17 protein-coding genes are annotated in these 21,025 nt (G+C 40.8%); 13 read left to right on the forward strand and 4 right to left on the reverse strand.

The genetic code is table 11. The annotated features are described in order from the left end of the window. Positions 1-265: 265 nt before the first annotated feature. A complete protein-coding gene (locus ACPZ3T_RS14805; protein ID WP_490270252.1) occupies positions 266-2,794 on the forward strand; it encodes a mannose-1-phosphate guanyltransferase in 2,529 nt (842 codons plus the stop codon). Positions 2,795-2,886: 92 nt separating this feature from the next. Here ACPZ3T_RS14805 and ACPZ3T_RS14810 read toward each other — a convergent pair whose 3' ends face one another. Both ACPZ3T_RS14810 and ACPZ3T_RS14815 read right to left on the reverse strand, forming a co-directional pair. Further along, complete coding sequence (locus tag ACPZ3T_RS14810; protein ID WP_490270253.1) at positions 2,887-3,723, reverse strand: DUF2382 domain-containing protein; 837 nt, start codon at positions 3,721-3,723, stop codon at positions 2,887-2,889. A gap of 136 nt (positions 3,724-3,859) precedes the next feature. After that, complete coding sequence (locus ACPZ3T_RS14815) at positions 3,860-4,804, reverse strand: S-layer homology domain-containing protein (RefSeq protein WP_490270254.1); 945 nt, start codon at positions 4,802-4,804, stop codon at positions 3,860-3,862. A 367-nt stretch (positions 4,805-5,171) separates the two neighbouring features. On the opposite strand from ACPZ3T_RS14815, the gene ACPZ3T_RS14820 reads away from it, so the two are divergent. The 10 genes from ACPZ3T_RS14820 (at position 5,172) to ACPZ3T_RS14865 (ending at position 14,352) form a co-directional block, all read left to right on the forward strand. Beyond that, the gene (locus tag ACPZ3T_RS14820; protein WP_490270255.1) at positions 5,172-6,458 is read left to right on the forward strand and encodes a DUF389 domain-containing protein; all 1,287 of its coding nucleotides are present in this window, start codon (positions 5,172-5,174) and stop codon (positions 6,456-6,458) included. A gap of 2 nt (positions 6,459-6,460) precedes the next feature. Then, on the forward strand, positions 6,461-6,586 hold the full coding sequence (locus tag ACPZ3T_RS14825; RefSeq protein ID WP_490270256.1) for a hypothetical protein: 126 nt from the start codon (positions 6,461-6,463) through the stop codon (positions 6,584-6,586). 9 nt (positions 6,587-6,595) lie between these two features. Further along, a complete protein-coding gene (locus ACPZ3T_RS14830) occupies positions 6,596-7,390 on the forward strand; it encodes a potassium channel family protein (protein WP_490270257.1) in 795 nt (264 codons plus the stop codon). A 134-nt stretch (positions 7,391-7,524) separates the two neighbouring features. Then, positions 7,525-8,520, forward strand: a complete 996-nt coding sequence (locus tag ACPZ3T_RS14835) for a mechanosensitive ion channel family protein (RefSeq protein ID WP_490270258.1) — start codon at positions 7,525-7,527, stop codon at positions 8,518-8,520. Between the two features lie 11 nt (positions 8,521-8,531). Further along, positions 8,532-9,884 (forward strand): DUF2254 domain-containing protein, encoded by a 1,353-nt coding sequence (locus tag ACPZ3T_RS14840; RefSeq protein WP_490270259.1) that lies wholly within the window; start codon positions 8,532-8,534, stop codon positions 9,882-9,884. Between the two features lie 39 nt (positions 9,885-9,923). After that, positions 9,924-10,490, forward strand: a complete 567-nt coding sequence (locus tag ACPZ3T_RS14845; protein ID WP_490270260.1) for a DUF2238 domain-containing protein — start codon at positions 9,924-9,926, stop codon at positions 10,488-10,490. 955 nt (positions 10,491-11,445) lie between these two features. Further along, positions 11,446-11,937: a hypothetical protein gene (locus ACPZ3T_RS14850; RefSeq protein ID WP_490270261.1), complete on the forward strand. Its 492-nt coding sequence runs from the start codon at positions 11,446-11,448 to the stop codon at positions 11,935-11,937. 26 nt (positions 11,938-11,963) lie between these two features. After that, positions 11,964-12,383 carry a hypothetical protein gene (locus ACPZ3T_RS14855; protein ID WP_490270262.1) on the forward strand — a complete coding sequence of 140 codons (420 nt, stop codon included), beginning with the start codon at positions 11,964-11,966 and terminating at the stop codon, positions 12,381-12,383. A gap of 160 nt (positions 12,384-12,543) precedes the next feature. After that, the gene (locus ACPZ3T_RS14860; RefSeq protein WP_490270263.1) at positions 12,544-13,725 is read left to right on the forward strand and encodes a n-acyl-d-glucosamine 2-epimerase; all 1,182 of its coding nucleotides are present in this window, start codon (positions 12,544-12,546) and stop codon (positions 13,723-13,725) included. A 42-nt stretch (positions 13,726-13,767) separates the two neighbouring features. After that, positions 13,768-14,352, forward strand: coding sequence for a Uma2 family endonuclease (locus tag ACPZ3T_RS14865; RefSeq protein WP_490270264.1), 585 nt, complete (start codon positions 13,768-13,770; stop codon positions 14,350-14,352). 101 nt (positions 14,353-14,453) lie between these two features. Here ACPZ3T_RS14865 and ACPZ3T_RS14870 read toward each other — a convergent pair whose 3' ends face one another. Beyond that, positions 14,454-14,795, reverse strand: a complete 342-nt coding sequence (locus ACPZ3T_RS14870; protein ID WP_490270265.1) for a hypothetical protein — start codon at positions 14,793-14,795, stop codon at positions 14,454-14,456. Between the two features lie 113 nt (positions 14,796-14,908). Beyond that, positions 14,909-15,217 carry a hypothetical protein gene (locus ACPZ3T_RS14875; RefSeq protein ID WP_490270266.1) on the reverse strand — a complete coding sequence of 103 codons (309 nt, stop codon included), beginning with the start codon at positions 15,215-15,217 and terminating at the stop codon, positions 14,909-14,911. Positions 15,218-15,509: 292 nt separating this feature from the next. Between ACPZ3T_RS14875 and ACPZ3T_RS14880 the strand changes: the two genes are divergently transcribed. Next, positions 15,510-16,712: an nSTAND1 domain-containing NTPase gene (locus tag ACPZ3T_RS14880; protein ID WP_490270267.1), complete on the forward strand. Its 1,203-nt coding sequence runs from the start codon at positions 15,510-15,512 to the stop codon at positions 16,710-16,712. 54 nt (positions 16,713-16,766) lie between these two features. Next, positions 16,767-20,795 (forward strand): nSTAND1 domain-containing NTPase, encoded by a 4,029-nt coding sequence (locus ACPZ3T_RS14885; protein ID WP_490270268.1) that lies wholly within the window; start codon positions 16,767-16,769, stop codon positions 20,793-20,795. Positions 20,796-21,025 lie beyond the last annotated feature (230 nt).

Here is a 21,025-nt window from a genome sequence, read left to right on the forward strand (position 1 = left end):
GATTCAGTTCGTAGTAAGGACTTTAGTCCTTTTTTGAGAACTAAAGTTCTCACTACAAACCTTTAGTTATTTACCCTGTTCTACTTAATAGCCTATGAATGTAGGCTGGCAATTCAAAATTCAAAATCCAAAATCCAAAATTGGTATTAGATGTCTCTGGCGGAAGTTCCTCAATCATCACTGTTTGTAGGAAACTGGATAAAAACACAATATACTCTCACAGGTTTGCAGACAGCTTATAGCTGGGAAAAGTTAAGGAGGATTTATGCGTGCAGTGCTGATGGCAGGCGGTTCAGGAACGCGACTTCGCCCGTTAACTTGCGATCTACCAAAACCGATGGTGCCGATTCTCAACCGACCGATCGCTGAACATATTATCAATTTACTCAAAAGACATCAAATCACAGAAGTGATTGCCACACTGCATTACTTACCTGATGTGTTGCGGGATTATTTTCAGGATGGCAGCGATTTTGGCGTACAAATGACCTACGCCGTAGAAGAAGACCAACCTTTGGGAACAGCAGGTTGTGTAAAAAACATTGCGGAACTTTTGGATGAAACTTTTTTAGTGATTAGTGGTGATAGTATCACAGATTTTGATTTAACAGCTGCGATCGCCTTTCACAAGCAAAACCAATCCAAAGCTACTCTCATTTTAACTAGAGTTCCTAACCCAATCGAGTTTGGCGTAGTAATTACTGATGAAGCAGGTAAAATTAAACGCTTTTTAGAAAAACCCTCCACCAGTGAAATTTTTTCAGATACGGTCAACACTGGTACTTATATTCTCGAACCCGAAGTTTTAGAATATCTCCCCGACCATACAGAATGCGACTTTTCTAAAGATTTATTTCCCTTGCTACTAGCCAAAGATGAACCAATGTATGGTTACATTGCCCAAGGTTACTGGTGTGATGTCGGACACCTAGATGCCTATCGGGAAGCCCAGTATGATGCTTTAGAACAGAAAGTCAAACTCGATTTTGCCTACAGAGAAGAAACTACCGGCTTGTGGGTAGGACAAAATACCTACATTGACCCCTCAGCCCATATCGAACCCCCGGCTTTAATTGGTAGCAATTGCCGCATCGGTGCAAGAGTGCAAATCGAAGCCGGAACTATCATCGGGGATAATGTCACCGTTGGGGCTGATGCTAATCTCAAACGTCCCATTGTTTGGAATGGGGCAGTTATTGGGGAAGAAGCCCAATTGAGTGCCTGTGTAATTTCCCGTGGGACGCGTGTAGACAGACGCGCCCATGTTTTAGAGGCGGCTGTAGTTGGTTCTTTATCTACCATTGGGGAAGAAGCCCAAATTAGCCCCGGTGTGAGAGTTTGGCCGAGTAAGAAAATTGAATCAGGAGCAATTTTAAATATTAACCTGATTTGGGGTAGCACTGCCCAACGCAATCTATTTGGGCAACGTGGTGTACAAGGGTTAGCTAATATCGATATCACCCCAGAATTTGCCGTGAAGTTGGGGGCGGCTTATGGTTCTACCTTAAAACCAAAATTAAAGGTAGCTGTCTCCCGTGACCAACGCAACGTCTCCCGCATGGTGACAAGGTCATTAATTGCGGGTTTGATGTCAGTGGGTGTAGATGTGCATAACTTGGATGCTACAGCCATCCCCATTGCCCGGACAGTCATACCTACCATGAAAATAGCGGGAGGTATTCATGTGCGAGTCCATCCCGATCGCCCCGACTACATCCTGATAGAATTTATGGATGGTAAGGGGATTAATATCTCCAAAGCTCAGGAAAAGAAAATTGAGGGGGCTTTCTTTAAAGAAGATATGCGCCGCGCCCTCGCCCATGAAATTGGTGATGTTGCTTACCCCAGCCAAGTTATAGACCTTTACTGTACAGCTTTTGAGAAACTGTTAAATGTTTCGGCTCTGCAAAACAGCCGCGCCAAGGTGGTAATTGATTACGTTTATGCGGTGTCTGGGGCAGTGTTACCCCAAATGTTAGATAAATTTGGTGCAGATGCCGTTGTCCTGAATGCTAGCTTGAATAAAAATGCTGTATCTAGTACCGACCGGGAAGCATTGCTAACTCAGTTGGGTCATGTGGTGGAAGCGTTGAAAGCTAATTTTGGCGTGCAGGTATCTGCTAATGGGGAACAGTTAATTTTAGTAGATGAGTCTGGGTTTCCCATTCGGGGTGAACTGTTAACCGCTCTCATGGTAGATATGATCCTCACCTCTAACCCCAGAGGCACGGTAGTTGTGCCGGTGCATTCCTCTAGTGCAGTGGAATTGGTGGCGCGTCGTCATGATGGGCGGGTAATTCGTACCAAAGCTAACCCAACGGCATTAATGGAGGCTTGCCAAAAAAATCCCAATGTGGTGCTAGGTGGTAGCGGTGACACTGGTTTTATTTTCCCACAGTTGCATCCCGGCTTTGATTCTATGTTCTGCATCGCCAAAATTATTGAGATGTTGACGATTCAAGAGCGATCGCTAGCTACTGTAAGATCAGAATTACCCCGTGTCATTCATAAAACCCATACGATTCGCTGTCCTTGGTCAGCTAAGGGTGCATTGATGCGCTACCTAGTGGAAACTCACCCCGCCCAACACTTAGAACTCATCGATGGTGTGAAAATCCGCGAACCTTTTCATGATAGTTGGCTATTAGTTCTACCTGATGCCAGTGAACCATTAGTACATTTATATGCTAATAGTAACGAACGGGATTGGGTGGATGAAATCGTTAGAGATTACCGTTCTCGGGTGCAGACCTTTGTAGAAAGACAGCAGGAGTATCACCCGGCGGAAGTTTGAGTATTGAAGGCTTGTAGTAAGGACTTTAGTCCTTCTTTTAGGATTAAAGTCCTTACTACGAGCTTAATTAAGAATAGTGATCTGAACGTTACTTAGCTGCTTCTACCGCGTAATCTTTCATCATCTTTATCGATGTCTAATTGTTCACGACGGAGAGTTTCTTCAGCTGTAACTGTATCCTGATCTACTACTTTTTTAACTTTCACTTCCTCGCGTAAAACGGGTTCTTTGTGAATTTCAGGAGTTTCTTGATAAATACCCATGCGAGTTACTTCTCCTTCACGGAAGTCAGCTTCAGCCGGAGATACGGTTCTAGTGCCTCCTTCTGGTGTAGTGCGTTCAATTACTACCCGTTCTTTTTCCACTGGGACAGCAACTCTTGCTTTTTGAGTTTCTACACGCTTACCAACAGCTACTTCTCCAGTTTTCACACGGGATTTATTGGCAACTAAACGTTCTTCATATAGTCTGAGGTTTTGATGATCCCGCTCATTTATTCCGTAAAGATTTGGCTCATTGTCATAGTTATATGTATTACGATCATGAGCAACTGTTGATTGGCGATCGCCTACTGGGCGATATACTCCCCGCACTTGTTCCTCATAATCATAATCAATTTCTTCCAAATTATTAACATCTGGTAAGTTCTCGACTTGCTCCTGCGTTAAACCAATAGCATATACCCGTCGATTATTGTAATCAATGCGAGAACGCCCAATTGGTAACAATACTTGTCTACCAAAGAACCAAAAACCTGTATCAACTACTAAATAGCGAAACCGACCCGCATCATCTACTAAAATCTGTTTGACAGTACCAACTCGCTCATTATTGATGTCTGAATAGACATCAAAATCATTGATGTCATAGTTATCAAATTCGGCATTGCCATAACTAGCAGCAAACTCATCTAGTTTATATAAAGCCATATTGTTTGTTCTCCTAATGCTATGTTTACAATGATAAAAATTTAGGGTTTTTCCTCCTTCTTGCTCAAGAGTGATATCTGGATAGTGAGAAATATTCATCCCAATTTAAACCAATTTGTATTTTTTAAAATTGGTATTATTGAACATTTTGTTTATTGTTGGGTGTGCCAACAATGTATTGATTTGCTGATAAATTCCTGGCTAGAGGTTGTATTTTATTTTGAGCAACTAAGGTTTGATAAATTAAAGCTGTAATTTCACCTCTAGTAGCAGGTTGATTGGGATTCAGCAATTTTGGGTTGGGATAGTTGACAACTATATTTTGCTTGGTGGCGGCGGCTACACTACCTACAGCATATTCTGGAATTTTGTTGGCATCATTGTAAGTCTGATTCACAATTGATGATGCTGGCTGAGTAACTACTGCCGCCTGTTGCTCGGTTGTTTTTGGTGTTGCGGGTGTAGTAGGCATAGCCTGAGCTTTTGGAATAATTAAAGGCTGCATCAAACTAGTAATTGCCAAGGGAAGATAAATCGGTCTTCTTCTGGCTATAGGTTGAGTTTGTTGAGGTACTGATCTTTGTGGGGGAGTAGTTTGGGTAACGGCTGATGCGCCAGATGTTAAATCCAAACCTCTATTTAAGGCAACTATAGCCTCGACTTTAGAAACAGGTTGATTGGGACGAAAATAACCCCCAGAATAACCCTTCATAAATCCTTGCTGATAGGCTTCTTCAATGGGACGAACAGCCCAATAATCAGTAGGAACATCTTTATATACAGCACCACTTGCAATCTGACGAACTGCCGGCTGATCAAAAGCTTTACGAATAATTGCAGCAAACTCATCTCTATCTATTGGCTGTTTCGGTCGAAATGTTCCATCAGGATAGCCAACAACAATATTTCTGGCAGCTAAACCTTGAATAAATGGTTCTGCCCAGTAATTAGCAGCAACGTCACTAAAGTTAGTGACAGATGAAGATTGAGCATAGGTTTCTAATGCTCCCACTGCAATTACTGTCAAATTTAAAGTTAGTAAAGATAATCCGGCTGATGCTAACTGCATGAAACTACTCATTATATATACCTCATATTGTTTTTCTTAGAACGCTTTGAAAAAATAAACTATTTGAAGTAATGTAAAAATATTCGTATCAAGTTTTTAATAAGGACTGAAGTCTCTACTACGAATTTTTATGTTTACTAATAATTCAATAGTAAATAATAAATAGTTGTTTTATAGCGGAATCATGCTATTTATCAAGCAAATTACTGCTAAAGTGTGAAACCGCTTATTTCTTTGGACATAAAATTATGATGCAAATTATTATTTTTTTTGTTGCTGACTGTTAACAGGAAAAAAAAGCGTATTTTTACCAAAATATTTCTTTAGGTAGTAGAGCGATCGCCTCAAAAAGCAAGATTGTTAGCGGTAGGAGGTGAAAATGCGTCAACTCATTATCCAAGTACCGCGAGGTAACGGACAAGCTGTTCTGGATATCGTCGAATCTCATAACGGCGCAAACTTGGCACAATTTGCAGCCAATACTGACGAACCAATTGATGTGGTGATGGCTAACATTTCTAATCGAGAGGTGGGAAAAGTCCTAGAGGAATTGCAAAACTTGCCCAAGGTACACATTACACTCATCCCAACTGGGGTGATGGCTCTACAACCGCCTGCATCGGAAGCACCCAAGCAGGTTATAGATATAGAGGAACGCAGTCCGATTGAGATTTTACTATCGGGTTTGCAAAGTGTCGGCTCTTGGCGAGGCTTCCTTGGTTATGCCGCAGTTGCAGGTTTTGTAGTTTGGATTGGTTTGTATACGAACACAAGTTATTTACTGGTGGCGGCGATGCTAATTGCACCGTTTGCAGGCCCCGCCATGAATACAGCCATTGCTACGGCTTGGGGCGATCGCCAACTTCTACAACGTAGTATTTTACGCTATTTTGTCGCTTTAGCTGTCACAATTGTCACAACTTGGCTACTAAGTTTAATCATGCAGCAAGAAATTGCGACGAGTTTGATGGTAGAAAACAGTCAGGTTTCAGCCGTGGCGGTAATTTTACCATTAGCAGCCGGAGCAGCAGGCTCGCTCAACTTGGTGCAGTCAGAGCGGAGTAGTTTAGTATCTGGCGCAGCTACAGGAATGTTAGTGGCTGCTTCTTTAGCCCCACCTGCGGGAATTGTGGGGATGTCCAGTGCCATTGGCAGGTGGGACATGGTAATTTCTGGAGTATTTTTGCTATTTTTGCAACTATGCGGCATCAATTTATCTGCTGCCCTCTTGTTTCGATTTTTCGGGTTATCACCTCAAGGAACTCGCTATCAGCGTGGTGAAAAACGAGTATTCTTTTCGGCCTTGGTGGTGACTATCATCGCCTTGACAGGTTTGCTCAGTTGGCAATTGATTAATTCTCCCAATTTACAACGCTCTAGCCTTGCCCAACGAGCCAACGCGGAATTACAAAGAACTGTAGAAGAAGTTGGTTTAGCAAAATTAATTGAGTCCAACGTGCGGTTCACCCGCGCCAACATTCAAAGTCAGGATACCCTGCTGTGTGTGATTTACGTGCAGCGTCAACCTGAAGTTACAGCATCTAATCAAGAAATTAGCGATCGCCTTACCCAAGCAATTCAAACTAATTTACTAAAACAAGATTTTAATATTACACCTTTAGTTGATGTCAAGGTGTTGGAAATGCCGGAGAAGAAGGGGGTGTAGGGGTGTGGGGGTGTAGGGGTGTGGGGAGTGTGGGGAGTGTGGGGAGTGTGGGGGTGTGGGGAGTGTGGGGAGTGTGGGGAGTGTGGGGAGTGTGGGGAGTGTGGGGAGTGTGGGGGAAAAATTTATGAGTATTGAGTATGTTTTCAGAAAAACAAGCCCTAGAAAGGGAACGCAGCGAGGTTTTGCAACAGTTGGAAGATTGGCTAGAAACTCCAATGTTGGTGTTGGGGTTTGTGTGGCTAGGATTATTTATCATCGAAATTATCGACGGGTTAAATCCTTTACTGCAAGCTGTTAGTATTACTATCTGGATAATTTTTATTTTAGATTTTTTACTAAAATTAGCGATCGCTCCTCATCGACCTTCTTATATTAAAAGCAATTGGTTAACAGCTATTTCTCTGTTATTACCTGCATTGCGGACTTTTCGGATTATCCGAGTTATCAAAATACTACAAACAACACGGGCTGTAAGAGGGTTGCAACTCTTGCGAGTCATGACTCGTGCTAACCGAGGAATGAGGGTTTTAGCAGCAAGTGTGAGCCGTCGAGGATTTGGTTATGTTGTGGCATTAACCACGATTGTGACTGTACTAGGAGCAGCAGGGATGTATGCGTTTGAAAATGAAGTACCTGGGGAATCTGGGCTGCACAATTACGGCACTGCTTTATGGTGGACAGCTATGTTAATGACAACGATGGGTTCTGAGTATTCCCCTCAAACCCCTGAAGGTCGGATACTGTGTTTTTTCTTAGCGTTGTATGCCTTTGCTGTATTTGGTTATGTGACTGCAACTCTAGCGACGTTTTTTATTGGTCGTGATGCTGATGATGAGCAAGCAGAGTTAGCCGGAGCAAAATCTATTCAACTGTTGCAAAGTGAAATCGCTGCATTACGGGAGGAAATTCAACAATTATTACATCAAAGGTAAAAGGGAATGGGGAACAGACAAGAAACTTTGTTTCTCATGAGAAAACTTCACTGTTGTATGTTGCCAGTTAAGATTTCCCTCTCTTGAAGAAAGTTCTAATCAATAACACATCCAAAATTACGTGAGGAAAGTTCATGAATGCAGAAATCTCCACCGCTTTAGATAAGGTTCAAAGCATGATTAATGGTTTCATCGCTTTGCTACCAAACATTATCTTAGCGTTGATTGTTTTTATATTCTTTTTGTTTATTGCTAGTAGAATTAAGGCACTAGTTAAGCGATTAACTCGCCATCGTCGCTACGCTCGCAATCTAGGATTAGTGTTGGGAAGGTTAGCCCAAGGTGCAACGGTTTTGATTGGGTTATTTGTTGCCCTTTCCATTGTAATTCCTACATTTAGGGCTGGTGATTTGGTGCAGCTTTTGGGAATTAGTGGTGTTGCTATTGGTTTTGCTTTCCGCGATATTCTGCAAAACTTCTTGGCAGGAATTTTAATATTATTGACTGAACCTTTTCAAATTAATGATCAAATTGTTTTTAAAGGTTTTGAGGGGACTGTTGAAAATATCGAGACACGGGCAACGACAATCAGAACTTATGATGGTCGGCGAATTGTGATTCCTAATGCTGAGTTATTTACTAATTCGGTGACTGTCAACACTGCCTTTGATTACCGCCGGTTAGAATACGATGTTGGTATTGGCTACGGCGATGACATTGACCTAGCCAAGCAGTTGATGTTAGAGGCACTACATAGCATAGATGAAGTTTTAAAAGATCCTGCCCCTGATGTATTGGCAATGGAACTTGCGGAAAGTACCGTTAACATTCGTGTGCGGTGGTGGATAAAACCACCACGCCGGGCAGATGATTTATCTTCACGAGATAAGGTAATCTCTGCAATTAAGCAAAAGCTCTATGTTGAACACGGCATTGATTTGCCCTACCCAACACGACAAATTCTATTTCACGACCAAACCGAAGAAACAGACGGAAACCGTTCTCGTCAGCGTGAAGGCTGGCCAGCCGGTAAAGGTGAAGTACCAAAGTCTCGGCGTGTGAGTGATTCGCTCAGGTTACTTGCTCAAGCCTATTCTTCAGAAGATAACAACGGCAAAGTAGATTCTTAACTCAACGAGCCATGAGAAATGTCAAGATCAGCAAACTGTGGGATCAACTGCATTCCAGTTATTGGTTTATACCAGCAGTTATGGCGGTAGTAGCTACGGCTTTAGCTTTCATCATGCTGAATCTTGACCGTACAGACAAGGTAGAAATTAGTTATTGGTGGGTGTACACTGGGGGAGCAGATGGAGCGCGATCGCTCCTAGAAGCTGTAGCAGGTTCAATGGTAAGTGTTGCGGCTACAGCTTTTTCAATTACTATCGTGGCATTGCAACTAGCTGCGGCTAATTTCGGCCCTCGACTTCTGCGTAATTTCATGCAGGATACAGGTAATCAAGTTGTTTTGGGTACATTTCTTGGTACGTTCATATATTGCCTATTTGTACTCAGAACAATTCGGGGAAAAGGAGATGGATACAGTCAGTTTGTACCACAATTGGCGGTGACAGTTGGGATTATACTGGCAATTATTAGCATTGGAATTTTAATTTATTTTATTCATCATGCTTCGACAATTATTCAGGCATCTCATGTAATTCAAAATGTAAGTACAGATTTACATTTAGCTATTAATCGACTATTTCCTGAAAAAATAGGGCGTAGTGAACCAACACACAATCAAAAAGTTGCAGAAATTCCCGTATCTTTTGACAAGGAAGCTTTACCAATTCCTGCCAATAAAACTGGTTATTTACAAGCGATTGATGACGAAGCTTTGATGAAAACTGCTTGTAAATATAATTTGCTCATACGCCTGAATACTCGACCAGGATTATTTATAGTTAAAGGTAGCGATTTAGTCTGTGTTTTCCCTGGTGAGAAAGGAAATAAAAAAATTACTGAACAAATTAATCAAGCTTTCATCATCGGTAAAGAACGGACAGAACAGCAGGATGTAGAATTTCCGATCAATCAGTTAGTAGAAATCTCTCTACGCGCCCTTTCTCCTGCTGTGAATGACCCATTTACAGCAATTCGCTGTATTGACCAATTAAGTGCCGGATTTTGTCACCTTGTACAGCGAAAGTTCCCTTCCCCTTATCGTTACGACCATCATAAACTACGCATCATTGTTGAAGGTATAAAGTTCTCCGAATTAATGGATGCTGCATTTAATTCAATTCGCCATTATGGGCGATCTGATGCGTCAGTTACTATGCGTTTATTATCTGCGATCGCTGTTATTGCTACTTATACAAATAATACCCAATATCAAACAATCTTGCGGCATCATGCTGACATAATTTTACACGTTAGTCGGGAAGAACTCTTACAAGAAAAAGACCGTAAAGATGTAGAAGAAAGATATTACACAGTGATTAAAAATTTAAATAACACCAACTATATTAAAGATTGGAAATCATCATAAAAATGACATTATAAATTAGTATTTTTGGGATGAAAAAGTATGAAAACTCTCAATTGGAAAGGTTATCGAATTATTGCTTGGATAGGGCAAGCCTTACTAGCAATCTTTGTCACAGCAGCAGTCTTTCAAGGTAAGTGGTTAAATGCTTTGAGTCTAGCAGTTTTCCTCATCGCTTCTTTTGTGTTTGTTGTCCGAGATGATAAGTTACCTACTTTGTTTGATTTTCTATTTGTCTTAGCTGCATTGCTCAATGCTACGGGTTGGGCATGGGGTTTATTTGGTAAACCAGGGCCTTATGATGAGATTGTTCATGCCTATACGACTTTTGCAATTACTCTGGCACTAAGTTTTTTAGTCTATAGTTCCATGTTGAATATATTTCGGCATCATACACTTTTATATGTAGTGACAATTACCAGTTTTGGCATTGGTATTGGTGCTTTATGGGAAATTGCTGAATGGTCTGCGGGTAACATTCTCAAAACTGAAGTAATTGGAAGTTTAGATGACACTATCATAGATTTAATTATGGATTCTCTGGGGGCTGGATTAGCAGCATTCATTAGTCTTTGGGCATTGCAAACTTGGAGAAATAATCATTTTTAATTTTTCATGAAATTCATCCCACTATGCTCTAAGCAGAGTTATGCCGCAGGCTTTACATAATTCGTAATTAATCCTAAAAATGACACCACAACGCCCCAGTAATATATTAATACTTGCTTTCGTATTAATTTTTGCTAGTCTAGCTATCTTCTTGCTTGGTACAATAATTTTTAATGCGAGGCAACAAGTTCAAGAAAATCCTGAAAGATTTGATAATCAAGAACGAAAATTATTGGATTAAATCCATGAGCATGGTGTAGACAACCCCATTATTAAAAGAAGGGGTTACAAACAAGGACATTATATTTTTCTTATACCGTTTCTTTATGTAGCTTGCCTGGCGTAGCCATAGATGCACTTTATTCTGTACTGTAGAGTAGAGACGTTGCATGCAACGTCTCTACATCATTTATTTGGCGCAACTTCATAGAGAATTGGTATTACTACATATCTCAAAACACATAATTCTTTTAATTTATTCTCAGTATGTATTGGTGAGTCAAGGTTCTTATTTATACGTCAAGCTAATGATTGTTAAATTTTCCTGTAATCTAATTGTCTTTTGACTTCTGTTTTTAGCTTTCTTAATTGAAACTTAATATAAAGTGTTTACACCTCATAAAAATTTTACACATCCATTTTCAGATAAACAATAGAAAACTTATCTTAAACAAAGTTGATATTGATCAAATTAACTCAATTAATTACTGCTAATTTTGGCTGATGTTGCAACAAATTGTAAGCTAGGCTTGAGTTTTAGCTGGTAAGGGGTTAAAAAATATTTGTTTTGGTTAGAGAAAAAATAAAATATTTTAATTTCAAAAATCGCAAATTTATCTTCTCAAAAACTATGCTTTGGTGTTCATAATTTTTGAATATTTACGTAAATGTCTCCAGGTGTAGCTTAGGAAATTTTGTTATTCTGGCATCAATTAATACCAACAAGATACGATTGATGAAGCAGTTACAGCAACTTGATCCTGTATTTCAGGAACTTTTTAGTCAGATTCAACCAGAGATAAAGGATACCCTAACTAAAGAACAACTCGCAGCCATCAAAAGAGCTTTTGGCTCGAATACTTGGACTCGTCGGCATCCTTTAGACTTACGAGTCACACTGCCCATACCAGGACTAAGATTTTATATGGTGTTGGTGGGGGGTGAAGAACGACGTTCTAAGGAGCGATTGCAATATGCAAAAGCTTTATATCCTCTTTGGACACCGAGTAACATCATCTTTTTGTTTGTATTTTCCATTATCCTATCTGTTTGTAGCGTTGCTACCTTTTATTCTGTATTTTCCTCGGTGCGTCCCCTATTCCGTTCTAGTTCTTCTGCCGCGCCTACCTCTATTCCCTGGATTTTCGATAAATCTGAGTGTGAACACACCAACAGAACCTGGGAGGATGGGAAGTGCTGGGATAGTGAACATAACCCTGCGTTTTAAAATATACTTATATTCACCCTTAACGAATGACTAAAGAAAATCGGAACAAAGGCATTTCTAAAAACGATCCTTTTGTACAAACATTTTTTGCGCGTATTCCGCCAGAAACAGCAGCTACTTTTACAGATACCCAATTAGCAGAACTAAAAAGAGTGTTTCAGGCTCGTGTTGAACAACAGCACGCTGTAGATATTCGGCTTTCTGTGCCAATTTTCCAACGGCGTTTTTATCTAGTGTATTTACTGGGTAAAGAAAATCGTCGCTTAAAACGGGTACAACCTGCTGCTTCTACATCGGCAAACAAAATTTTATCGACCATATCAGGTTTTATACTCATCACCTCTTTATTCAGTACGCTCTACGTAGCGAATAAAATTTGGGGAAATAATACTCCACCACAGCAAGCAATTGAGGAATCTATCCGAGTTTTATTCAACAGAGATTAGATTTGATCAGGATGTATCTACCAGTTATCTACCGTTTGATCAGTTTGGCAATTACAACTCTTCATTTTAATTGCGATCGCATTTCATCCTATCTTGTCTACTACTTGTAGTCTATCCCCAGCAAAGCGATAATGAACGCTGTTGGTTAAGCAGGGGCAATATGGGATACGACTTCACAACACTGGCAGCACTTTACAAAAACACTCTCCTCAATAATGTCCTGCCATTTTGGGAACAACATTCCCTAGACTACGAACAAGGTGGCTACTTCACCTGTTTAAATCGTCAAGGTCAAGTTTACGACACCGACAAATTTATCTGGTTGCAAAATCGTCAAGTCTGGACTTTCTCCATGCTGTGCAACCAACTAGAAAAACGAGAAAACTGGCTCAAAATTGCCCGTAACGGTGCAGAATTTCTGGCTCAACATGGTAGAGATAACGAAGGTAATTGGTATTTTGCCTTAAATCGTCAAGGCCAACCCCTAATTCAACCCTATAATATATTTTCTGACTGCTTTGCGGCGATGGCATTTAGTCAATACGCCTTAGCCTCTGGGGAAGAATGGGCGAAAGATGTAGCCATGCAAGCATACAATAATGTTTTACGTCGCAAAGACAACCCCAAAGGCCAATATACCAAAGCTTACCCCGGTACACGCTCCATGAAAGCCCTAGCTGTACCAATGATTTTAGCTAATCTTACCCTAGAAATGGCTTGGTTACTCCCTAGTGAAACCTTAGAAAGTGTCTTAGCTAGCACAGTAGAGGAAGTGATGACAGACTTTCTCGACCAAGAAAAGGGATTAATGTATGAAAATGTTACCCCCGACGGTTCTCACATTGATTGTTTTGACGGTAGGTTAATTAATCCTGGTCATGGGATTGAAGCCATGTGGTTTATTATGGATATTGCCAACCGTAAAAACGACAGCAAAACGATTAACCAAGCCGTTGATGTGGTAATGAACATCTTAAATTTTGCTTGGGATAGTGAATACGGTGGGTTGTATTACTTCATGGATGTAGATGGCCATCCCCCGCAGCAATTGGAATGGGATCAAAAACTTTGGTGGGTGCATTTAGAGTCTTTAGTAGCTTTAGCAATGGGTTATCAGTTGACAGCACGTGCAGAGTGTTGGGAATGGTATCAAAAAATGCACGATTATGCTTGGTCACACTTTGCCGATGCAGAATATGGGGAATGGTTTGGTTATTTAAATCGTCGTGGAGAAGTATTACTCAATCTCAAAGGTGGTAAATGGAAGGGATGTTTCCATGTTCCCCGTGCTATGTATCTATGCTGGCAACAGTTTGAGAAATTGTCATCGCCATCAGTTTAACCTTTACTACCCTACAAATAAAACTGACAGGAATCATATCCCATGAACATTGTCACACCAAAACGATTCACCATTGAAGAATATCATCAATTGATTGAATTGGGATTTTTAAAGGAGGGCGATCGCATAGAATTAATCAGAGGTGAACTAATCCAAATGGTAGCTAAAGGAACACCTCATACATTCTGCACAACCAGACTATGCAGACAATTAGATCGATTACTAGGTGACAAAGCTGTCATCCGTTGTCAAGAACCAATCCTGCTATCAGGTAATAGTGAACCGGAACCAGATGTAGTCATTGCCATAGGAAACGAAACCGACTATCTCCCTCATCATCCCTATCCCCAAGACATTCTACTAGTTGTAGAAATTGCCGATTCCACATTAATTTATGACCAAACCAAAAAGCTAGAACTCTACGCAGAAGCAGGAATTGCCCACTATTGGATTATTAACTTAAATATTAACCAACTTGAGTGCTACACTCAACCTTATCAAAATAGTAAAAGTGAATTTAATTATCTCAGCAAACTAATTTTCCTACCCAATCAATCACTCACAATCCCTGGATTTCCAGACACACTCTTAAACCTCAACCAAATTTTTCCCACAACTAACAGATAACAAAACAGCACCAAACCTCCGCGCTCCTCTGCGCTTACCTCTGCGCTCCTCTGCGCTTACCTCTGCGCTCCTCTGCGTTTAAAACTCTCCTAAAAACTCCCTTACTTCAACGTAAAAGTAGCCTGCTTATCACTAATATTCACACTTCTAAAAGTGTTTATATGGTCGCCATTACTATCAGACCACTTAATTTCAAACTCAGCATCCGTCACACATTTAATATTGAGCTTGAGAGTATTAGACCAAGTGCCACCAGAGGTCAAATTACTTTTCCCTGCACCCAGAGAAAGCTTATTCCAGCCTTCAATACTACCCTTATTCTTCACCCGGTGGCCATCCTTGGGAATAGTAATTTGCTGACTCGTAGCATTTTTAAAAGTCAGTTCAACATTTTTGCAACTACCTAAAGCCACCGCTTGATGCGTAGGCAATACCAAACTCATTGCGCTGACTCCGAACAGTAATGAAACTAATGAACTCTTGGAAATCATAATTACTTCACCTCAGAAATATTTACTTATGTTGCAATACCAACCAAAAATGTTAGAGACGAGATTTATTTCAGTGCCTCCTTAATCCATTGCTTACACAACTGGGCATTACCATTAGTGTGACGCTGACAAGCTTTTAATACCTTCCCCAGACATTTTTTCAACGCTTCTTTATCGGGATGCTCAGAATTAAGACCATATCTTTGCTGACATTTCTCTACAAGCTCCGTGGTTTTCTTTTGTGCTGTAGCTTCTGAGACATTTTCCGCCACACTAGGCATTGGGGAAATCAAAGTTAAAAGTAATCCCGATACCAGAGCAGCACCTAAAATTTTGCCCATACGGGGTGTAACTAAGGAATTGTTGGGAATCATAATTGAACCTCAAACCGCTATGTAAGTTGTTCTGTAAATAAGGTTCGCTTAGGGGTACTACACATAATCAAGTATTTCAAAAAAATAGATGATACTGCTGTAAACTCAAGAGTTAAGTGTAGTTAGGGGTAGCTTAAAAATAGGGGTTATACTACCTCACCCCTAACTTCTTCTGGAAATCTACGGTGTGATATCAATTCAAAATTCAAAATTCAAAATTAAGAAATACATAATTTGCAACGGTTGTTGGGTTTCGATCTGTTTTAAAATTTTAATGAATTGGTATGAATAAATGCCTAGAGCCACCTTTGGGTTACAAGTAAAAACTAGAGCTTTACGCCTATTTGAAGCATTACTCACCTTTGCTTCCGATAATTTGCATCAGGATCATCAGGATATTAAATTTAAGTGGTTTGAAGAAAACTCACCTCATCCCAAGCTGTTAATTGATACTAAACTCAGGTTTCTAGAGCAACTGACTCAACAAGATCAATATCCAGGGAAACTCAGCAAAGCTCAAATCAAGGAAGCTTTGAAGCGAATGGAAGATTATTTAGGTATTCTGGCGGATAACCGATTAAAAGACCGGGGTTCTGAAGATTGGCGGTTTACGTTAACACTATGGACAAATAAATTAACTACTAACTTACAAAAGTTTGATCAAGAATGGGAAAGCCGTCAACCTGAGAAATCAAAACAACAATTTGCGGCATTAAATTGGGAACAGGATATTAAAGAGCGTTTGACACAATTATTTACTAATTCTCCGGTAATTCCTAATCCTTTTGGTGATTTGGGGTGCATCACTGATTCTAGTCGTTTTTTTGACCGTGAAGAACTACTCAGGCAAATTTTTGAGGAACTGAGCAAAGGAGTTAATTTATCGTTAGTGGGTGAATCACAGATTGGTAAGTCGTCTATTCTGCATAGAATCTTAACTCACGGTCAGGAATGGATATGCAATGGCAGTAATTTGCATGAAATTAAGTATGCTTATCTAAATTTACAGTGGGTAGACAATGAGGATGAATTTTATGAGGCTTTATGTGAACAGGCTCTGCAAATTCCCTTATGTCGTGGGTTTCAATTAACACGGACGTTAAGTGGTAAGCGTTATGTTCTTTGTTTAGATGAGATTGAAAAAATGACTTGGGATGGTTTTAGTAAGCGGTTGCGGAGTCAATTACGGGGGTTAGCAGATGGTGGTCATGCACCTTTAAAGTTAGTCATTGCCAGTAGGACACCCTTAAATCATCTTTTCCCTGATTCCCCGGAACTAGATTCACCTTTAGCGGGGATATGTCGCCAGTTAGATGTTAAACCTTTTTCGGAACAGGTTGTCCGGGCTTTTCTGGCTGAACGGTTGCAAGGTACGGGTGTAATTTTTAGCGAGGAGGAAATTCAGGAGTTATGGCGACAAAGTGGAGGTCATCCGGCGCGGTTGCAAGTTGCTGCTAGTAATTTATATGTTCGTCATACACGATTTTGGGATTGAGGTTTTTAAATTACGAATTACGAATTACGAATTACGAATTACGAATTAATTTTTATGTCTATTTTTCCTCGGTATGATGGCAAATTACCAAAATGTTTGCATCCATGCAATCCGCTTCACTATTATTTGCTGGCATACTGGGTTTATTTCCGTCCTACAGGTTTAAGTTGTTATTTTTATCAAGCTGCACCTGAAGTTTATCAAAATCGGGATTTGCGGCAGATATTTCGCCTTTGGAGTATCCGCGCTTATCGTCATGTTTACGGGATGACGCTGTTAGTAATTATGTTGTTTTTTGTGCTGTTTATCTCTTTGGTGATTCCTCAAGAGGTGTTGGCGCATAAAAATCAAGTTAATGGGGTGGTGGTGATTCCCAATAGTGAAGTTGCTTTATCTGCTTCCTCTGATGGAACTGTGAGATTGTGGGATTTTAATTACAAGCCTTCTGTATCGATTTTACCTAGCAATCTTGCCACATCACTCAATAGTAACTCTGATAAATTGGATAATAGACGGTGGCGAGAACGGTTTATTTGGGATAGTGGAGCTAAGGGTGTAAGTGCGATCGCAGTAAGTGCAAATCCTCTCCAGCGTTATATTATCACTGGTTTAACTAACAATACATCTTTCGATTCTTATTTGTGGGAAATTATCCCCTATCTAGAAAAGACTTTTCATGTACATATTCATCATCGCCATTTTAGTCCCAGAATCCAAAGTGTAGAAACTGGTACTCTTAAAGTCTGGGCATGGGAAACGGGTCAATTTCTGCATACTCTAACTGGACATACTCAAGCGGTGAATGCTGTTGTTGTAGCTGGTGATGATTCTACGGCTATTTCTGCCTCAGATGATCATACTCTCAAGGTTTGGGATATTCACACTGGTCAATTATTACGCACACTTGTAGGTCATCAGTCTGGGGTGAATGGTGTTGCTGTTGCTGATGATTCTACGGCTATTTCTGCCTCAGATGACAATACTCTCAAGGTTTGGGATATTCACACTGGTCAATTATTACGCACACTTATAGGTCATCAGTCTGGGGTGAATGCTGTTGTTGTTGCTGATCATTCTACCGTTATTTCTGCCTCGGATGACCATACTCTCAAGGTTTGGGATATTCACACTGGTCAATTATTACGCACACTTGTAGGTCATCAGTCTGGGGTGAATGCTGTTGTTGCTGGTGATCATTCTACCGCTATTTCTGCCTCGGATGACCATACTCTCAAGGTTTGGGATATTCACACTGGTCAATTATTACGCACATTCACAGGTTTTGGTGAAGCTGTCAAATTCATAGGGCTGACATCAGATGGTAAACGCATCATCTGTTTTACCGCAACTAGCACCGCTCCCCAGTTTCTCGATTTGGTAGAGGGTATCAAACTCAACCGGGTGAATGAATTATTACATCAGTTAAGTTTAACCCACCTCGAATACTTGCTCATAGCCATGATGATCATTAGCGGTTTATTGAGTATACCGTTCATTTTAGCTAGTTGCGTGGGTACTTTTGGGGTAATTGGTGCTTTTGTGGGTGGTGTATTGGGTATGGTGATCCTACCTTATGCCTCACCATTCTGGTATTTCCTCTCTCCACTATATGGCGCAGTGCCTTCTTCTCTGTTTGTTTTGGTCAAGCTAGGATTTTACACCCGCTTGCTCCCTTTCGTGATGGCGGGGGGTGCGGCTAGTCGTAAGGCTTTTGGTGTGGTAGGTAGTGTCATAGTTTTTACAGCTTTATTTGCAATTTTTCTGGGTGTAAGTGCTGATGTTATGCCCTTATCAGCAGCTAATACTGACCTACTGACAAGGATTTTAGTCAGTTTAGGAGGTAGTGTGGTCATTGCCATACTCTACGGTATTTTTTCTGGTATCGTTAGTATTTTGAGTAGTTCCCGGTTAATTTTTCACCCAGTTTACATTCCTCTGGCATTACGCAGCAAATTTGGCCGAGGTCAGCACCCTGTGGAATGGGATGAGTTAATTGTGCTACCCCTCCCAGGCACAACAGAAGTTATCACTCAACGGTTGCAGCAAAATCACGTCAACGGTTTAGCATTGGTGGCGAAAGTTGCTAGTAACCCCTTTCAACGGGCTGTTGCTCAACAAGCACTATATATATATCTACATGAACAAGTTGCACCACTACGCTTTCTGTATCAATTATTGACAAATCCTGACTGGCAAACCTATATTTATCCCCCCGTCAAAAAGCGAGACTGGCAAAGGTTTCCCACTACAGGACAAGTTCTCTTAGGAGAATTGGGTGGACAATGGGTAGATTGTAGCAGTGGTTGGTTTAGCCATCAAGCAGAGTGCTGTGTTTGGAGGCTAACTCAAGGTTTACGCAACCATCGCCAAACTGCATTGACTCGCTTTGCCGCTATGCTTTATCAATTGCTAGATGAGAAGACAGTTGAGACGGAAAACTTTGATTTATCTACATATCGTCAACTTTATACAGATATAGCAGTTTATAATGACGGTGCAGAAATTGCTCAGTCATTGACAGCACTGGCTAAGTTTCTCAGTTACACGCAGATATCAGATTTAGCTCAAGCAATTGATGTATTATCTCACCTAACCCCCATAGAGACTGCTATCCGTCCGCCGGTGTTGATAGCATTGGCTGCATTGGGAAAAGTTGGGGCGGAAGTTGCTACTTATGAAGTTGCAAGTAGTCGAGTTAATAAACTGGCGGCCTTAGCTCGTGCTAGTAAAAGTCTTGACGACTTAGATAAATATATCACCACGGCAGTCATCACCCCGGAAAAATCTTTATTACGGCGGATAGTAAGGCAGTGGCGGCCTTTACTAACGGAAGCTAGTGGTAAATTTGGGTGTATAGAAATCACTCAGCCTGTAGCTAACCCTTATGTAATTGGTAATCCCGTTACAGGTAGTGTATTTGTAGGGCGGGAAGATATTATGCGCCGTTTAGAAGAACTTTGGCTGGTATCTGGCCAATGTCCATCAGTAATTCTCTACGGTCATCGCCGGATGGGTAAGTCGTCTATTTTACGTAATTTGAGTTTACGTCTGGGAGTAAACACAGTCATAGTAGATTTCAATATGCAACGGGTGGGGATGGTTGCTAGCACTGGTGAACTAATTTATAATTTAGCGTTATCGCTTTATGATGTCCTGGTGACTGAGGAGCAGTTACAAGTAGGAGAACCAGAGGAAGAACGGTTTTTACAACACAATCCTTATACTACATTTGACCGCTTTTTAAAACAGATTGATCAAGTTAGAAATGAAAAGCGATTTTTGATTACTATTGATGAATTTGAATTAATTGAACAACTAATTGCAGAAAATCATTTAGAGTCAAGGTTTTTAGATTTTTTGCGGGGATTAATTCAAACTTATCCTTGGTTTGTCATTGCGTTTGCAGGATTACATACATTGCAAGAAATGACACAAAACTATTGGCATCCTTTATTTGGCAGTGTGACAGGGATTCCTATTAGTTTTATTGCTCCGAAAGCAGCAGAGCGTTTACTTGTCCAACCTTCAGAGGATTTTAATCTTGATTATGAGCCAAGGGCAGTTGATTTAATTATTCAACTCACCAACGGTCAACCATACTTATTACAATTAATTGGGCATACTTTAGTGACGTATTTTAATCGCCAAACCTTTGAGGAAGGTGTGGAACGAGCCAGAAGATTTACAGTTGCAGATGTGGAAGCAGTAATTAATCAGCCGGAATTTTATCGAGATGGCAATGCGTATTTTAATGGTGTTTGGGTACAAGCTGAAAATAGTCAACCTCTAGGGCAGACCGCTATTTTAACTGTACTCAGTCGTGGTGGTTTATCCTTGAGTGAAATTGTTGAGTGTACAGATTTAAGTTTTCATCAGGTGCAAGCCGCTTTAGAAACTTTGCAACGTCATGATGTAGTCAAGTGTAGCGGTGAACAGTACGTTTATACAGTGGAATTAATGCGTCTGTGGGTGGGATGCAGGGGGCAGGGGGCAGGGAGCAGGGGGCAGGGGGCAGGGAGCAGGGGGCAGGGGGCAGGGGGAGACAGGGGAGACAAGGGAGACAAGGGAGAGAATAACTCTTGAATTTTGTAGGTTGCTTCCAGCAGGGTATTTTGAATTTTTCTGCCCCCTGCCTTATTCCAACAATAATTAACGCCGTGTGCAACTTTCTCTCAAACCTAACCCCCAACCCCTTCCCTACATAGCTTGCTTCTCCGAAGGAGTGGAAAGGGGAGCAAGAATCAAAGTAGAGAGGTTGCATGCAACCTCTCTACAGTTGCAGGGGATAGGTTTAGAGAGGGGTTTTAAAATAA

The sequence above is a fragment of the Aliinostoc maniaoense genome (assembly GCF_058172895.1).

What these genes read in the sequence shown, in the direction of transcription:
- ACPZ3T_RS14805 (WP_490270252.1), top strand. Translation starts at nt 266, where the DNA reads ATGCGTGCAGTGCTGATGGCAGGCGGTTCAGGAACGCGACTTCGCCCG.
- ACPZ3T_RS14810 (WP_490270253.1), bottom strand. Translation starts at nt 3,723, where the DNA reads ATGGCTTTATATAAACTAGATGAGTTTGCTGCTAGTTATGGCAATGCC.
- ACPZ3T_RS14815 (WP_490270254.1), bottom strand. Translation starts at nt 4,804, where the DNA reads ATGAGTAGTTTCATGCAGTTAGCATCAGCCGGATTATCTTTACTAACT.
- ACPZ3T_RS14820 (WP_490270255.1), top strand. Translation starts at nt 5,172, where the DNA reads ATGCGTCAACTCATTATCCAAGTACCGCGAGGTAACGGACAAGCTGTT.
- ACPZ3T_RS14830 (WP_490270257.1), top strand. Translation starts at nt 6,596, where the DNA reads ATGTTTTCAGAAAAACAAGCCCTAGAAAGGGAACGCAGCGAGGTTTTG.
- ACPZ3T_RS14835 (WP_490270258.1), top strand. Translation starts at nt 7,525, where the DNA reads ATGAATGCAGAAATCTCCACCGCTTTAGATAAGGTTCAAAGCATGATT.
- ACPZ3T_RS14840 (WP_490270259.1), top strand. Translation starts at nt 8,532, where the DNA reads ATGAGAAATGTCAAGATCAGCAAACTGTGGGATCAACTGCATTCCAGT.
- ACPZ3T_RS14845 (WP_490270260.1), top strand. Translation starts at nt 9,924, where the DNA reads ATGAAAACTCTCAATTGGAAAGGTTATCGAATTATTGCTTGGATAGGG.
- ACPZ3T_RS14850 (WP_490270261.1), top strand. Translation starts at nt 11,446, where the DNA reads ATGAAGCAGTTACAGCAACTTGATCCTGTATTTCAGGAACTTTTTAGT.
- ACPZ3T_RS14855 (WP_490270262.1), top strand. Translation starts at nt 11,964, where the DNA reads ATGACTAAAGAAAATCGGAACAAAGGCATTTCTAAAAACGATCCTTTT.
- ACPZ3T_RS14860 (WP_490270263.1), top strand. Translation starts at nt 12,544, where the DNA reads ATGGGATACGACTTCACAACACTGGCAGCACTTTACAAAAACACTCTC.
- ACPZ3T_RS14865 (WP_490270264.1), top strand. Translation starts at nt 13,768, where the DNA reads ATGAACATTGTCACACCAAAACGATTCACCATTGAAGAATATCATCAA.
- ACPZ3T_RS14870 (WP_490270265.1), bottom strand. Translation starts at nt 14,795, where the DNA reads ATGAGTTTGGTATTGCCTACGCATCAAGCGGTGGCTTTAGGTAGTTGC.
- ACPZ3T_RS14875 (WP_490270266.1), bottom strand. Translation starts at nt 15,217, where the DNA reads ATGATTCCCAACAATTCCTTAGTTACACCCCGTATGGGCAAAATTTTA.
- ACPZ3T_RS14880 (WP_490270267.1), top strand. Translation starts at nt 15,510, where the DNA reads ATGCCTAGAGCCACCTTTGGGTTACAAGTAAAAACTAGAGCTTTACGC.
- ACPZ3T_RS14885 (WP_490270268.1), top strand. Translation starts at nt 16,767, where the DNA reads ATGTCTATTTTTCCTCGGTATGATGGCAAATTACCAAAATGTTTGCAT.